Genomic DNA, 17,006 nt, shown 5'->3' with positions numbered 1-17,006 from the left:
ACCACCACCCACCGCGCCGCCATCAGCAGCTTCGGCATCAGCGGCACCAACGCCCACCTCATCCTCGAACAACCACCCACCCCGAACACCAACCCCAACCCCAACACCACCAGCCCGGACAGCGGGCCGCGGGAACGTCCGGCGTCCGAGGGACCGCGGCAGACCGGGCCGGACCCGGCGGTGGCCGATGACGGGCCCGTCGGACTGCCACTGTCAGCTCCCTCGGCCGCCGCGCTCGCCGCCCAGGCCAGGGCACTGCACGAGCACCTGACCGCGCGGGCGGACCTGCCGCTGAGCGAGGTCGGCCTCGCCCTGGCGACCGGCCGGACGCTGTTCGCGCACCGCGCCCTCGTGGTCGGTTCGGACCGGGCGGGCGCCCTGCGGGAACTCGCCGCGCTCGGCGAGGGCGGCGAGGGCGGGGCTGACGGCGAGGCCCGGGCCGGGGCCGACCCGGGCCAGGGCTTCGCCGACCCGTCCGGGCCGGGGCGGATCGTGCTGGTGTTCCCCGGGCAGGGATCGCAGTGGCCGGGGATGGCCGCGCAACTGCTCGACACGTCCCCGGTGTTCCTGCGGGCCATGACCCGGTGCGCGCGGGCTCTCGCCCCGCACGTCGACTTCTCGCTGCTGGACGTCGTCCGCGGCGGAGACGCCGGCGCGCTGGAACGCGTTGACGTCGTCCAGCCCGCCCTGTTCGCGATGATGGTCTCGCTGGCCGAGGTGTGGCGCTCGATCGGGCTGCGGCCCGACGCGGTCGTCGGTCACTCCCAGGGGGAGATCGCCGCCGCCCACGTGGCCGGCGCCCTGGACCTGGCCGACGCCGCACGGATCGTCGCGCTGCGCAGCCGGGCCCTACTGGAGATCACCGGTGCCGGGGGCATGGTCTCGGTCGCGCGCCCGGTCGCCGAGGTGGAGCGGCTGATCGCCGGATGGGCCGGCGCGATCGGCGTCGCGGCCGTCAACGGGCCGGCATCCACGGTGGTCTCCGGGGCCGCCGGCGCGCTGGACGAGCTGCTGGTCCAGGCCGAGTCTCTCGGCGTGCGGGCCCGGCGGGTCCCGGTCGACTACGCGTCCCACTCACCGCACGTCGAGGCTATCCGGGACCGGCTGCTCGCGGCGCTTGCCGGCATCCGGCCCCGCACCGGTGAGCTCGCGTTCTACTCGACCGTGACCGGCGGGCGCCTGGACACCGCCGGGCTCGACGCCGACTACTGGTACCGCAACCTGCGCGGACGGGTCGAGTTCGAGTCCGCCGTGCGGGCCCTGGCCGCCGACGACCATCGCACCTTCGTCGAGTCCAGTTCCCATCCGGTGCTCACCGTCGGCATCCAGGACACCTTGGACGCGCTGCGCGGCCCGGACCCGGCACACACCTCCGACACCTCCGACACCACCGGGACGGCGGCAGCCCCGCAGGACCTGCCGAGCACGGTCATCGGGACGCTTCGCCGCGACGACGGCGGACGCACCAGGCTGCTGCTGTCCGCGGCGCAGGCGTTCACGCACGGCGTGCCCCTGGACCTGCCCGCCCTGCTGGATCCGGCGGCGACGCAAGACGCCGGCACGGGCACGAACCGGGCCCAGGCCGCCCGCCGCGCGCACATCCCCGACCTGCCGACCTATCCCTTCCAGCACCGCCGCTACTGGTTGGCGGCTCCGGCCGCGGGCGGCGACCTGGCCGAGGCCGGCGTGACACAGTCCCGCCATCCGCTGCTCGGCGCGACGGTCGCCCTCGCCGAGACGGGCACCTCGATCTACACGGGGACGCTGTCGCTGGCCAGTCAGCCGTGGCTGGCCGACCACGCGGTCGCCGGCACGGTTCTCGTGCCCGGCACGACCTTCGTCGAGCTGGCGCTGCACGCCGCCGGGATGCCCGGCGGCCTCACGGAACTCACGCTGCATGCGCCGTTGCCCCTACGCCCGGACGGGCGGGTGGACGTGCAGGTGCTGCTCGGCGCGGCGGACGAGCGGGGCGAGCGGCCGGTGACCGTGCACTCCCGCCCGCGGCCCGCCGGTTCCAGCACCGGTGGCGGGTTCGACGGCGGGTCCGCAACCGACGGGTCCGGACCCGCGCCGTGGACCCGCCACGCTGACGGGCTCGTCGCGGCCGAACCCGGCGTCACAGCCGGTCACCAGGTCGTCGGGCACGACGGCACGTGGCCACCCGCCGGGGCCAGCGTGCTCGACGTGGATGGTCTGTACGAATCCCTGGCCGCCCGAGGCTACGACTACGGCCCGGCCTTCCAGGGCCTGCGCGAGGCCTGGCGGGGCGCTGACGGCGTCCACGCGCAGCTCGCGCTTCCGGCCGACCTGGACGGCGCGGCACAGGGCTACCACCTGCATCCAGCGCTCCTGGACGCCGCCCTGCACGCGGCGGCGCTGGCCCTGCCGCCAGTCGCGGACGGTGCGGTGCTGGTCCCCTTCGCCTGGCGCGGGGTGCGCGTGCACATCCCCGGCGGCGCGGCGCTGCGGGTTCGGGTCACCCCCATCGGCGACGGCACCGTGTCGCTGACCGGCACCGACGTGGACGGCGCGGTGGTGGTGAGCGTCGAGGCCCTCACGGTGCGCGCGATGAGCGCCGACGCCCTGGCCGCCCTGGGCGCGGCCCAACCGGCCGGACCGCACACCTATGGCATCGCGTGGTTCCCCGTCCATGCCGACGCCGACACCGCCGACACCGACACCGCCTACACCGACACCGACACCGCCGACACCGACACCGCCGACACCGACGCCGCCGGCACTGACGACGCCGGCACCGACGACCGGCTGCGGCGCGACCGGGCGGTGAACGGCGACCGGGCGGTGAACGGCCGGATCACCGTCCACGGCGCGGTGGCCGACCTTTGCGCCGCACCGCGCTGGGCCGCCGTCGCGGACGGTCACAGCCGCGTGTTCGTCGCGGTCGGTCCACACGACACCCCCGCCACCGAGGCGGGCGACGCGGCCGGGACGGGCACAGCAGTCGAGGCAGGCACAGCAGTCGAGGCAGGCAACGCGGCCGAGGCGGGCGGGAACGCCACCGCGCCCGCGGCCGCCCGCGCCGCGGCCGGGCGCGCACTCGCGCTCATCCAGGCATGGGCGGCCGAGGAGGACGGCGGGCAGCTGGTGTTCGTCACCCACGGCGCCGTCGCCACCCACGCCGGGGAGGACTGCGCCGATCTGGCCGGCGCGGCGGTCTGGGGGCTGGTCCGCTCGGCGATCACCGAACACCCAGGCCGCTTCGCCCTGCTCGACCTGGGGGACCAGGCCAGCGCCGGCCCGCTCGACGGCGCGGGCCGGCCCCAGGTGGCCAGCGCCCTCGCCGCCGGCGAGACACAGCTGGCACTGCGCGGCGAGAGCGTCCTGCGGCCAGGTCTGACCCTGCTGGACGGACCAGCGGACCTGCTCATCCCGCCCGCGGACGCCGAGGGCTGGCAGCTCGCCTACACCGGTGAGGGCGCCATCGACGGCCTCGCCCTGATCCCGTCGGACGCGGCGACCCGCCCGCTCGGCGAGGGCGAGGTGCGCATCGCCGTGCGCGCGATGGGCCTGAACTTCCGCGAGGTGATCCTCGCCCTGGGCATGGTCGCGGGCGACACTCGGCCGCCCGCCGGCGAATGCGCCGGGCTGGTGCTCGAGGTGGGTCCCGGCGTCACCGGGCTCGCCGTCGGCGACCGGGTGATGGGCCTGCTGTCGGCGGGTGCCGGGCCGGTCTCGATCGCCGATCACCGCATGGTCGCGCCGATCCCCGCCGGGCTGTCGTTCGCCGAGGCCGCGGCCGTGCCGGTGGTCTTCCTCACCGCCTACTACGGGCTGCGGGAGATCGCCGACGTCGCGTCCGGGGAGTCCCTGCTGCTGCACGCGGCGACCGGCGGCGTGGGCATGGCCGCGCTGCAGTTCGCGCGGGCCTGGGGGCTGCGCGTCCACGGCACCGCGAGCCCCGCGAAGTGGCCGGTGCTGCGCGCGCTGGGCCTACCGCCCGAGCGCATCTCCTCCAGCCGGGACCTCGGCTTCGAACAGCGGGTGCGCTCGGCGAGCGCCGGGAGCGGGGTCGACGTGGTGCTCAACTCCCTCGCCGGTGAGTACGTCGACGCCTCGCTGCGGGTCCTGGCCCCGCGGGGGCGGTTCGTCGAGATGGGTAAGACCGACATCCGTGACCCCGCGGTGATCGCCGGGGTCCGCCCGGACGTCCGCTACCAGGCCTACGACGTGACCGACCGGGGACCCGAGCACGTCCGGAGGATGTTCGGCGCCGTCGGTGCGATGTTCGAGCGTGGCGAGCTCGCCGCGCTGCCGGTCGCCGCGTGGGATGTGCGCCGCGCCCGGGAGGCGTTCCGGTTCATCGGTCACGCCCGCCACGTCGGCAAGGTCGTGCTCACCCTCGATGCTCCCCTCGATCCGGACGGGACCGTGCTCCTCACCGGCGGAACCGGCGTGCTCGGCAGCGCCCTGGCCGAGCATCTGGCCACCGTGCACGGGGTTCGCCGCCTGCTGCTGCTCAGCCGCAGCGGCCCGCGTGCGGCGGGAGCCGGTGACCTCGTCGCCCGACTCGCCGGCCTCGGTGCCCACGCCGAGGTCGTCGCCTGCGACGCCGCCGACCGCCCGGCCCTGGCCGAGGTGCTCGCGGGCATCCCGGACGCACATCCGCTGACCGCCGTCGTCCACGCCGCCGGTGTGATCGACGACGGGTTGCTGGCCGATCTGACCCCGGCCCGCCTGGACACCGTCCTGCGCCCGAAGCTCGACGCGGCCTGGAACCTGCACGAGCTGACCCTCGACGCGGATCTGGCCGCGTTCGTCCTGTTCTCGTCGATCGCGGCCACTCTGGGCCCCGCCGGGCAGGCCAACTACGCCGCGGCCAACGCCGGTCTGGACGCACTCGCCCAGCACCGCCGCCGTACCGGCCGGCCGGCGGCGTCGATGGCCTGGCCGCTGTGGGCTCAGACCAGCGCGATGACCGCCCATCTGGACCAGGCGGACCTGGCCCGGATGGGCCGCACCGGCCTTCCCCCGCTGTCCACCGCCGAGGGCCTGGCGCTGTTCGACGTGGCGCTGCGCGCCTCCCGGGCGGCCGTGGTTCCCGCCCGGCTGGACATCCCCGCGCTGCGCGCCGCGGCGGCGGACGGCGCCACGATCCCACCGATGCTGCGGGACCTGACCACGGCGCACGGCCCCGAGGGCACCCGCCGCCCCGCGACCGAAGGCCGTCCGCGGCAGTCGGCCGGCGCGTCGGCGCGACGCCTGGCCGCCCTGCCGCCGCAGCAGCGGCAGGAGGCGCTGCTGGACCTGGTCCGTCTCCAGGTGGCCCGGACCCTCGGGCACGACACCGCGCAGACCGTCCGGGCCGACGGCGCGTTCAAGGACCTCGGATTCGACTCCCTGACCGCGGTGGAGCTGCGCAACCGGCTGGGCACCGCGACCGGGCTGCGGCTGGCCGCCACCGTCGTCTTCGACCATCCGACCCCCCACCGGCTGGCCCGTCACCTCGACGGCGAGCTGCGCCGCACCGCCGCACCGGCAGCCGCTGCGGGCCCGGCCGCCGCGCTGGCCCAGCTCGAGGCGGCCCTGCGGGACCTGCCCGCCGGCCATGACGACCTGGCCCGCGCCACCAGCCGGGTGGAGGACCTGCTCCTGGCACTGCGGGCCCGGCGGGCGGACACCGGCCCCGTCCCGGCCGGCTCCGACCCGGCCGGCTCCGACCCGGCCGGCTCCGACCCGGCCGGCTCTGACCCGACTGGCTCTGACCCGACGGCGGCCGACACCGGCGGCGGCGACGCCCGGGCCGCCCTGGACGACGCCAGCGACGACGAGATCTTCGACTTCATCGACAACCTGCGCTGACGAGCCCCGCGCCGGGAGTACCGGCGCGGCCCACACGCGCGGATGGACCCATCTAGCGGGAGGTACCACGCATGGCGAACGAGGAGAAGCTGCGCGACTACCTCCGTCGCGTCACGGGTGACCTGGCCGAGGCCCGCGAACGGCTGCGCGTCGCGGACGCCCGCGACCACGAGCCGATCGCGATCGTGGCGATGTCGTGCCGGTATCCCGGCGGGGTCGGCTCGCCGGACGACCTGTGGCGACTGGTGGCCGACGGCGGGGACGCGATCAGCGACTTTCCGGACGACCGCGGCTGGGATCTCGACCGCCTCTACGACCCGGACCCGACCCGTTCCGGCGCCTCGTACACCCGGCAGGGCGGATTCCTCACCGACGCGGCCGGGTTCGACGCCGAGCTTTTCGGCATCAGCCCCCGGGAGGCCGCGGCCGCCGACCCCCAGCACCGCCTGCTGCTGGAGCTGGCCTGGGAGCTGCTGGAGAACGCCGGCATCCCCGCCGCCTCGCTGCGCGGGAGCGACACCGGTGTGTTCGCCGGAGTCATCGCCCCCGAGTACGGCCCGCGTCTGGACCAGGCGCCGAGCGCGGCCGAGGGGTACCTGCTCACCGGCAAGACCCCGAGCGTCGCCTCCGGCCGGGTGGCCTACACGTTCGGCTGGGAAGGCCCGGCCCTGAGCGTGGACACCGCCTGCTCCTCCTCGCTGGTGGCGATCCACCTCGCGGTGCGGGCGCTGCGGGCCGGGGAATGCGGACTCGCGGTCGCCGGCGGCGCCACCGTGCTCGCCGGGCCCGGGGTGTTCGTCGAGTTCAGCCGCCAGCGCGGGCTGGCCGCCGACGGCCGGTGCAAGTCGTTCGCCGCCTCGGCCGACGGGACGAACTTCGCCGAGGGCGGCGGGTTGCTGCTGCTGGAGCGGCTCTCGCAGGCACGCCGGCGCGGGCATCCGGTGCTCGGGCTGGTGCTTGGCGGCGCCGTGAACCAGGACGGCGCGTCCAACGGGCTCACCGCCCCCAACGGCCCCGCCCAGGAACGGGTGATCCGCCAGGCGCTGGCCGACGCCCGCCTTGCCCCGGAACAGATCGACGCGGTGGAGGCGCACGGCACCGGCACCTCACTCGGCGACCCGATCGAGGCCGGTGCCCTCATGGCCGTCTACGGGCACGGCCGGGCCGCGCCCGAGCCGCTGCGGCTGGGTTCGGTGAAGTCCAACATCGGTCACACCCAGGCCGCCGCCGGTGTCGCCGGTGTCATCAAGATGGTCGAGGCGATGCGGCACGGCACGCTGCCGGCCACCCTTCACGTCGACAGCCCGACCCCGCATGTCGACTGGGACGGCGCGGACATCAGCCTGCTGGCCGAGGCCGTCCCATGGCCGGCCGGCGAGCGGCCGCGCCGGGCGGCCGTGTCGTCGTTCGGCATCAGCGGCACCAACGCCCACCTGGTCCTGGAGGCCGTCACCTCGGAGGCCGCGGTCCCACAGGCCGTCATCCCGCAGGCCGTCATACCGCAGGCCGACGCTCCCGGGGCCGACGCCGCGCGGGCCAGCACGGCGCACACCGACGCGCGGGACCCGGACGGTACCGCTGTGCTGCCGTGGGTGCTGTCCGCCGCGTCCACGGCGGCTCTGCCGGCGCAGGCCCGCCGGCTGCACGAGTTCCTGCTCGCGCGGCCGGACGCGGATCCGGCCGCCGTCGCCACCGCCCTCGTCACCACCCGTGACCGGCTGGACGCCCGCGCGGCCGTCCTGCCCACCAGCGTCGAACCGGACGCGCCGTCGCGGCGCGACCAGCTGCTCGCCGGGCTGCGCGCCCTCGCTGACGGCACGGCCGCGCCCGGCACGCTCACCGCCACCGTCGCGCCCGGCCGCACCGCTTTCCTGTTCACCGGTCAGGGCAGCCAGCGACCGGGCATGGGCCGCGAGCTCTATGCCACCTACCCGGTGTTCGCCGCCGCGCTCGACGAGGTCGCCGCCGCGTTCGACCGCCACCTCGACCGGCCTCTGCTCGCGGTGATGTTCGACACCGACCCGGACGGCGCGGCACTGCACCTGACCGGCAACGCCCAGCCCGCCCTGTTCGCCTTCGAGGTCGCGCTGTACCGCCTGGTGCGCTCCTGGGAACTGCGGCCCGACCTGCTGCTCGGCCACTCGGTCGGGGAGATCGCCGCCGCGCACGTCGCGGGCGTGTTCGACCTGGCGGACGCCGCCCGGCTCGTCGCCACCCGCGGCCGGCTGATGCAGGCCCTGCCCGTCGGCGGCGCGATGATCGCCCTGGAGGCGACCGAGGCTGAGGTTCGCCCGCTGCTCGATGGTCTGACCGGGCGTCTGGCGATCGCGGCGATCAACGGGCCGACCGCCACGGTCGTCTCCGGCGACGCCGACGCCGCCGCGACCGTCGCCGAGGTGATCCGGGCCCGCGGCCGGCGGACCAGGCGGCTCCAGGTCAGCCACGCCTTCCACTCACCGCGCATGGATCCCATGCTCGAGGAGTTCCGCGCCGTGGTGGGCGAGCTGCGCCTCGCCGAGCCGACCACGGCCGTGGTGTCGAACCTGACCGGCCGGCTCGCGGCACCCGGCGCTCTGAGCGACCCCGACTACTGGGTCGACCAGGTTCGGTCCGCGGTGCGCTTCGCCGACGGTGTCCGCGAGCTGCATGCCCGCGGCGCACGCACCTACCTGGAGCTCGGCCCCGACACCGTACTCACCACCGCCAGCGCCGACACGCTCGCGGCGCTGGACCTCGACGGCGCCGGCCCACGGGGCGCGACACCGGGCCCCGGTCCCGACGGTCCCGACGGTCCCGACGCCCCGGCCGTTGGTCCCGGGACCGTGCTGACGGTCGCCGCCGGGCGCGCCGGGCGGCCCGAGGCGCTGACCCTGGTGGCCGCGATCACCGCGCTGGACGCGCGCGGTGTCAGCCCGCGCTGGCCCGCCCTGCTCGCCGCCGCCGGCCCCGCCTTGGGCCCGGGTGAGGCGGGAGCGGATACTGACCCGCCCGCCCGCCCGTCGCGCCGGGTCGCCCTGCCGACCTATGCCTTCCAGCACCAGCGCTACTGGCTCGACGCGCCCGCCGCCGCGGACGCCGCCACCCTCGGCCTCGGCGACGCCCGCCATCCGCTGCTCGCCGCCGCCACCGAGATCGCCGCGAACTCAGCGATCGCCGCCCACCCGGCGATGGCCGCCGCCGTCGCGGACGCCACCACCGACGGCGGCGCGTTCACCGCCGTGCTGAGCGGACGGCTGACCCCGCGCACCCAGCCGTGGCTCGCCGACCACGTCATCGCCGGCACCACCCTGGTCGCCGGTACCACGTTCGTCGACCTCGCCCTGCACGCCGGCGCCCTCGCCGGCAGTCCCGTCCTCGACGAGCTGGTCATCGAGTCCCCGCTGGTCCTGCCTCCGGGCTACGCGGTCGACCTGCAGGTCGCCGTCGGCGCCGCGGACGCCACGGGTCGGCGTGCCGTCCAGATCCACTCCCGTCCCACCGGCGACGGCCCCGGCCCGTCCGCGGGCGCACCGGACCCGACGGCCGTGGGCGAGATGGCCACGGCCTGGTCCGACGCGCAGGGCTGGAACCGGCATGCCAGCGGCACCCTGACCGCGCCCGACCCGACCGCACCCGACCCGACCCCGGGAGGCACGACACCGCACGCCCTGGCACCGGGCGGATCCGCGGCGCCGCCGGTGGGCGCGACGGCGCTGCCCGTCGACGACCTCTACGAGCGGCTGGCCCAGCAGGGATACGAATACGGGCCGACGTTTCGCGCCGTGCGCGCGGCCTGGCGGGCGGGCACCGACATCCACGCGCGGCTGCGCCTGCCCGCGGACACGTCCACCCAGGGCTACGGCGTCCATCCGGCGCTGTTGGACGCGGCGTTGCACCTGCTCGCCCTCGACCCGACGGCGACGTCCGGGCACGACCCGGTGGGCACCGATCCCGAGCAGATCAACCTGCCGTTCTCCTGGTCCCGGGTGGAGCTGCACGCCGCCGGGGCGAGCGAACTCGACGCTCGGCTGCGCGTCGCCGGCGACGGCAGCGTGAACATCGCCCTGACCGATCCGACCGGCGCCCCGGTCGCGACCGTCGAGGCACTCGCCCTGCGCCCCGCACCCCGCTCAGCGCTGCGCGGCCCGCGGCCGCGGGCGATCCTGCCGCACCGTCTGGACTGGGTGCCGGTCACGATGCCGACCGTCAACGGCGGCACAGGCGACGGCAGCGGCACAGCCGACGGCAGCGGCGCGGCCGACGGTGGGACGAACGTGGGCGGCGCGGACGGGAACCGGGGGCGACGGTGGGCACTGCTCGGCCGGCAGGCCGCCGAGCTGGCGGATGCCCTCACCGCGGTCGGCGCAACCGTGACCATCCACCGGCACCCCGGCGCCTCCGATCCGGCCCACTCCGGTCCGGCCCAGCACGACGCGGCGGCCGGCAGTGGGCCGCCCTCGGCCGTGCTGGTGATGGCCGGTGACGACCTGGCCGCACATCAGCTCGAGCTTCTCGGTGTGCCCGAGGCCGACCGGCGGGCCCACCCGCCCGAAACCGGGCCGACTCCCGAATCCGAGCGGATTCCCGCGGCCGACCGCGGCGAGGCCGGTGCCGCACACCAGCTCACCGCGGGGCTGCTCGGGCTGCTGCGCGCCTGGCTGGCCCGCGGCGACCTCGCCCCCGCGCCGCTGGTCGTCCTCACCCGCGGCGCGGTGGCCGCCGGTCCCGGCGACAGGGTCACCGCACCGGCGCAGGCAGCCCTGTGGGGCCTGGCGCGGGTGGCCCAGGCGGAGCATCCCGGCCGGATCGCGGTGCTCGACCTGGCGCCCGGCGACGCCGGCGACGCCCTGCCCGCCGCGCTCGCGGCCGTCGCCGCCGGTGAACGTCAGCTCGCCCTGCGCGGCGACCGGCTGCTCGCGCCACGTGTGATCCGCGGTGATGCCCGCCAGCGGCTGACCCCGCCGGCCGATGGTCCCTGGCGGCTCGACCTCACCGTCGCCGGCACGCTGGACAGCCTCGCCCGGGTGCCCGCGCCGGAGGCGGACGCGCCGCTGGCGAACGGCCAGGTCCGGATCGCGGTGCGCGCGGCCGGACTGAACTTCCGCGACGTGCTGATCGCCCTGGGCATGTATCCCGGTGCGGCGCGGCTGGGCAGCGAGGGCGCCGGCGTCATCGTCGAGACCGCGCCGGACGTGACCACCCTCGCCCCCGGCGACCGGGTCATCGGGATGTTCGACGGCGCGATCGCGCCCCGTGCCGTCGCCGACCACCGGCGCCTGACCCGGCTGCCCCGCGGTTTCTCGTTCGCGCAGGGCGCCGCCACCCCGATCACCTTCCTCACCGCGTGGTACGGCCTGGTCGAGCTGGCCCGCGCCCAGCCCGGACAGACCGTGCTGATCCATGCCGGCGCGGGCGGCGTGGGCATGGCCGCCACCCGACTCGCGCGCCATCTCGGCCTGGAGGTCTTCGCCACGGCGAGCCCGGGAAAGTGGGACGCGCTGCGCGCGGCCGGCGTGCCGGACGACCACATCGCCTCCTCCCGGACGCTGGAGTTCGAACGGCGCTTCCTCGAGGCCACCGCCGGCCGTGGCGTCGACATCGTGCTCAACTCGCTCGCCGGGGAGTTCATCGACGCGTCCCTGCGCCTGCTGCCGCGGGGCGGGGCGTTCCTGGAGATGGGCAAGACCGACCTGCGCGAACGTGGGCAGGTCGAGGCTGACCACCGGGGCGTGCGCTACCTGCCATACGACCTCAGTGAGCTGGACCCGGAGCACATCGGGCGGCTGCTCGGCGACGTGTGCCGACTGTTCGAGGCCGGCGCGGTCGATCCGCTGCCGGTCACCGCGTTCGAGGTCGCCGCCGCGCCGGAGGCGTTCCGGTACCTGAGCCAGGCCCGCCATGTCGGCAAGGTGGTGCTCACCGTGCCGCGGGCCCTCGACCCGGACGGGACGGTGCTGATCACCGGGGGGACCGGCGCGCTGGGCGCCGCCGTCGCCCGTCACCTCGTGGCCTCGGCGGGCGCCCGTCGTCTCCTGCTGGTCTCCCGCGGCGGACCGGCGGCGCCCGGAGCCGAACAGCTGCGGGCGGAACTCACCGCGGCGGGCGCGCACACCGACATCCTCGCCTGTGACGTCGCCGATCGCGACGCGCTCGCCGCGGTGCTCGACGCGGTACCCGCACGCCATCGCCTGACCGCCGTCATCCACGCCGCGGGCGTTCTGCGGGACGCCGTCGTCGATGGGGCGACCCCGCCGCCGCTGGGCCCGGTCCTGCGGCCCAAGGTGGATGCCGCCTGGCATCTGCACGAGCTGACCCGCGACGCCGACCTCGCGGCCTTCGTGCTGTTCTCCTCGCTGGCCGGGGTCGCCGGCAACCCGGGGCAGGGCGCCTACGCGGCGGCGAACGCCTTTCTCGACGCGCTCGCCCTGCATCGCGCCGCCGCCGGCCGCCCCGCCGTCTCCCTGGCCTGGGGGCCCTGGGCGCCGGACGGGGCAGCCTCCGGCGGCGCCGGGATGACGGCCGCTCTGACCGCCGCCGACCAGCGCCGCCTGGCCCACTCCGGGGTCCGGCCGCTGTCCCTCGACGACGGTCTCGCGCTGTTCGACGCCGCCCTCGTCGATCAGACACCGCTGCTGGTGCCGGCCCGGTTCGACCCGGCCGCCCTCGCCGCCCGGGCGGCCGCCGGGACGTTGCCGGCCGTCCTGCGGGCACTGGCGGCGACCGGGACGGTCCGCCGGGCCGCGGCCGGCCCCGCCCCCACCGACGATCTGGCCGCCCGGCTGCGCGCGCTGCCCGCCGCCGAGGGGCGCCGGCTGCTGCTCGACCTCGTCCGGACCCAGGTCGCCGCCGTGCTCGGGCATGCCAACCCGGACACGATCGAGGCGGACCGGCCGTTCAGCGCGCTCGGACTCGACTCGCTGACCTCGGTGGAGCTGCGCAACCGGCTTAACACCGCCACCGGTCTGCGGCTGCCGGCCACGCTCCTGTTCGACCAGCCGACCGCCGCCGCGCTCACCGGCTTCCTGCGCGGCGAGCTGCTCGGCGCCGTCGGCGACGCGGCGGCGGACGGCGCGCCGCACGACGCCTCGCACGGCGCGGCGGCCCGTCGCGGCGTCCCGTCAGCGGACGACCCGATCGCCATCGTCGCCGCGAGCTGCCGTTTCCCGGGCGGTGTGACGTCCGCCGAGGCGCTGTGGGACCTCGTCGCGAGCGGCACGGACGCGGTGGGCCCGTTCCCCGACAACCGGGGCTGGGACCTCGATCACCTGTACGACCCCGACCCGGACCGCCCCGGTCACACGTACACCACGTCCGGTGGTTTCCTCTACGACGCCGACGAGTTCGACGCCGACTTCTTCGGGCTGAGCCCACGGGAGGCCTTGGCCGCCGACCCGCAGCAGCGGCTGCTGCTGGAGACCGCCTGGGAGGTCCTCGAGCACGCCGGCATCGACCCGACGACCCTGGCGGGCAGCCGCACCGGCGTGTTCGCCGGGGTCATCGCGCAGGACTACGCCTCCCTGCGCGGATCAGCCCCCTCCACCCTCGAGGGACACCTGTCCACCGGGAACACGACGAGCGTGGCGTCGGGCCGGGTCGCCTACACCTTCGGGTTCGAGGGCCCGGCCGTGACCGTCGACACCGCCTGTTCCTCGTCGCTGGTCGCACTGCACCTGGCCTGCCAGGCGCTGCGCGGCGACGAATGCTCGCTCGCCCTGGTCGGCGGGGCGACGGTGATGGCGACACCGGGCACGTTCGTGGAGTTCAGCCGCCAGCGCGGCCTCGCGGCGGACGGCCGCAGCAAGGCGTTCGCCGCCGCCGCGGACGGCACCGGCTGGGGTGAGGGCGCGGGCATGCTGCTGCTCGAACGGCTCAGCGACGCACGTCGCCACGGCCATCAGGTCCTCGCTCTGGTCCGCGGTTCGGCGATCAACTCCGACGGCGCGAGCAACGGGCTGACCGCGCCGAACGGCCCCTCCCAGCAGCGGGTCATCCGCGAGGCACTACGCGTGGCCGGCCTGCGCCCCGCCGACGTCGACGCGGTCGAGGCGCACGGCACCGGCACGCCGCTCGGCGACCCGATCGAGGCCCAGGCCCTGCTCGCCACCTACGGCCAGGACCGCCCGGCGGAGCAGCCCCTGCGGCTCGGCTCGATCAAGTCGAACATCGGTCACACCCTCGCGGCGGCAGGCGTCGCCGGCATCATCAAGATGGTCATGGCGCTGCGCCACGAGCGGCTGCCGGCGACCCTGCACGTCGACGCGCCCTCCCCGCACGTCGACTGGTCCTCCGGTGCCGTCAGCCTGCTGACCGAGGCACAGCCGTGGCCGCGCGGCGGCCGTCCCCGCCGGGCCGCCGTCTCCTCGTTCGGGATCAGCGGCACCAACGCGCACGTCGTGCTCGAGGAGGCACCACCCGACACGGTCCCGGCGCCCGGCCTGGACTCCTCGCCCACCGGCGACCCGGCTGCCGAGCCGGAGCCGGGCGAGCCGCGGCCGAGCGTCCCGGGACCGGATCTGTGGCTGGTCTCGGCGCGGGACGAGTCCGCGCTGCGCGCCCAGGCCGCGGCGCTGTCCCGGTGGGTCGAGGCGGCCGAGCCGGACCTCGACCCGCGCGACGTCGGGTTCTCGCTGGCCACCACCCGCGCCCAGCACGAGCTGCGGGCCGCCGTCACCGGCCACGGCCGCGGCGAGCTGCTGGCCGGCCTACGCGCGCTGGCCGCCGGGGAGCCGCACGCCGACGCCGTGACCGCCCGCACGACTGACGCCGAGGAGGTCGTCCTCGTCTTCCCCGGGCAGGGCTCGCAGTGGGTCGGGATGGCGACCGAGCTGCTGGCCGAGTCGCCGGTCTTCCGGTCCCACCTCACCGCCTGCGCCGACGCGCTCTCCCCGTACCTGGACTTCGCACCGCTCGACGTGCTGCGCGGCGAGCCCGGGACGCCCGCGCCGGCCCGGGTCGACCTGGACCGGGTCGACGTGGTGCAGCCCCTGCTGTTCGCGGTGATGGTCTCCCTGGCCCGGCTGTGGGAGGCGCACGGGGTGCGACCGGCAGCCGTCGTCGGGCACTCCCAGGGTGAGATCGCCGCGGCCGCCGTCGCCGGGGCGCTCTCTCTCGACGACGCGGCCCGGGTGGTGGCGCTGCGCAGCCAGGCCATCGCCGCACTCGGCGACGGTGGTGGGATGGCGTCGGTGGCCGCGCCGGCCGCCCACGTCCGGGAGCTGCTGTCGGCCTGGGGCGAGCGGCTCTCGGTCGCCGCGGTCAACGGCCCATCGTCGACCGCCGTCGCCGGCGACGGGGACGCCCTCGACGAGCTGATCGCCACGGCGGAGGCCAGCGGCATCCGGGTGCGCCGCATTCCCGTGGACTACGCCTCGCACTCGGCGCGGATGGAGCCGCTGCGCGAACGCCTGCTCGCCGACCTGGCGGGGATCAGCCCGCGAAGCACGGGCACGGCCTTCGCCTCGGCGGTCACCGGCGAGCTGCTCGACACCGCCGGCCTCGACGCCCAGTACTGGTTCACGAACCTGCGCCAGACCGTCGAGTACGAGGGGGCCGTCCGGACGCTGCTCGCCCGCGGGCACCGGGTGTTCGTCGAATGCAGCCCGCACCCGGTGCTCACGGTCGGCACCCAGGAGACGATCGAGGCCGCCAGCCTGCACGAGGGCAGGCGCCCCGCCGTCGTGCTCGGCTCGCTGCGCCGCGGCGAGGGCGGGTCGGACCGTTTCCGGCGTTCCCTCGCCCAGGCACACGTCCATGGCGTCGCCCTCGACCTGCCCGCCCTGTTCACCGGCCCGACCGGTGCGCCGGCGCCGCGCCGGGTGGCCCTGCCGAGCTACGCCTTCCAGCGCCGCCGGTTCTGGCTCGAGGCGGGCGAGGACGGCTCCGGTCCAGGCGCTCTCGGCGTGGGCCTGGACACCGCCGGGCACGGTCTGCTGGGCGCCGTCCTCGACGGCGTCGACGGCCCGGACGCGGGCGAGCTGATCCTCACCGGACGGCTGTCGCTGCGCACCCATCCCTGGCTACGCGACCACGCCGTCGCCGGCACGGTGCTGCTGCCCGGGACGGCGTTCGTCGATCTGGCGCTGCACGCCGCCCGGCTGGCCCACCAGGATCACGTCGCCGAACTCACCCTCGAGTCGCCCCTGGTCATCCCGCCCGACGCGGGAGTCCGGCTGCGGGTCACGGTGAGCGCCCCGGACGGCGCCGGCCGGCGCCGGATCAGCGTCCACTCCCGCCGGCAGGAGGCCTCCCAGGCGATGGACGGCACGCTGGCCGACGAGGGCGGGTCCCGCTGGAGCCGGCATGCCACCGGCGAGCTCGCCCTCGCCCCGACCGAGCGGCGCGACACCCCACCCGACGCGGACGGCGCCGCCTGGCCCGGCCCGGCGGCGACGCCGCTCCCCCTCGACGACGCCTACGCCCGCCTGCGCGACCGCTCGCTGGAGTACGGCCCGACCTTCCAGGGACTGCGCGGCGCCTGGCAGCTGGCCACCCCGGCCCAGGCCGAGATCCTCGCCGAGGTCGAGCTGCCGGCCGAGGCCGGCGACCAGGCCGACGCGTTCGGCGTGCACCCGGCCCTCCTGGACGCCGCGCTGCACGCGTTGGCACTCGCCGCGCCCGCCGTGGATCCGAACTCGGACCTGGATCCGAACTCGGACCCGGAGCTCGTGCCCCTGCCGTTCTCCTGGTCGGGAGTGCGGCTGGAGCACACCGGAGCCACCCGTCTGCGGGTGCGCCTGGCAGCACTGGGCCCCGACGCGTTCACCCTGCACGCCACCGATGCCACCGGCGCCGCGGTGATCAACGTCGAACGCCTCACCATCCGCCGCGTCCGGCCCGAGGGCCTGGCCGGTCCCAGCCCTCGCCGGGCCCACCTGTACGGCCTTGACTGGCCGGTCCTGGCGCCCGGCGGCCCGGCCGTGCCGGCGACGACCCGGTGGAGCATGCTGACGCCGTTCGCGGCCCCGGCCGCGGCTGGAGCGGGCGTGGGTGCGGGCACCCCGTCGTCGCACGCCGACCTGGCGGGGGAGCTTGCCGAGGCACTGGCGAGCGCGGGTGTCTCGGTCGGACGACTCCCGTGGCCTGGCCTCCCGTCGGCCGTCCCCGCCGGGGTGGTCCCGGCCCAGACGACCCGCGGCGACAGCGGCGACAGCGGCGACAGCGGCGACAGCGGCGACAGCGGCGACAGCGGCGACAGCGGCGACAGCGGC

The 17,006-nt window shown here is 76.5% G+C and carries 2 protein-coding genes; both read left to right on the top strand.

The window, feature by feature from the left end; genetic code table 11:
- Positions 1 to 5,820 (top strand): SDR family NAD(P)-dependent oxidoreductase (locus MXD95_RS08275; protein ID WP_250639958.1); only part of this gene is annotated, 5,820 nt, incomplete at its 5' end.
- A 71-nt stretch (positions 5,821 to 5,891) separates the two neighbouring features.
- Positions 5,892 to 17,006 (top strand): type I polyketide synthase (locus tag MXD95_RS08270; RefSeq protein WP_250639957.1); only part of this gene is annotated, 11,115 nt, incomplete at its 3' end.

The sequence above is a fragment of the Frankia sp. AiPa1 genome (assembly GCF_023243075.1).
In the GTDB taxonomy this organism is placed as follows: domain Bacteria; phylum Actinomycetota; class Actinomycetes; order Frankiales; family Frankiaceae; genus Frankia.
Note: the sequence above shows the minus strand (reverse complement) of the source record. Positions and strands in the feature narration are given on the sequence as shown.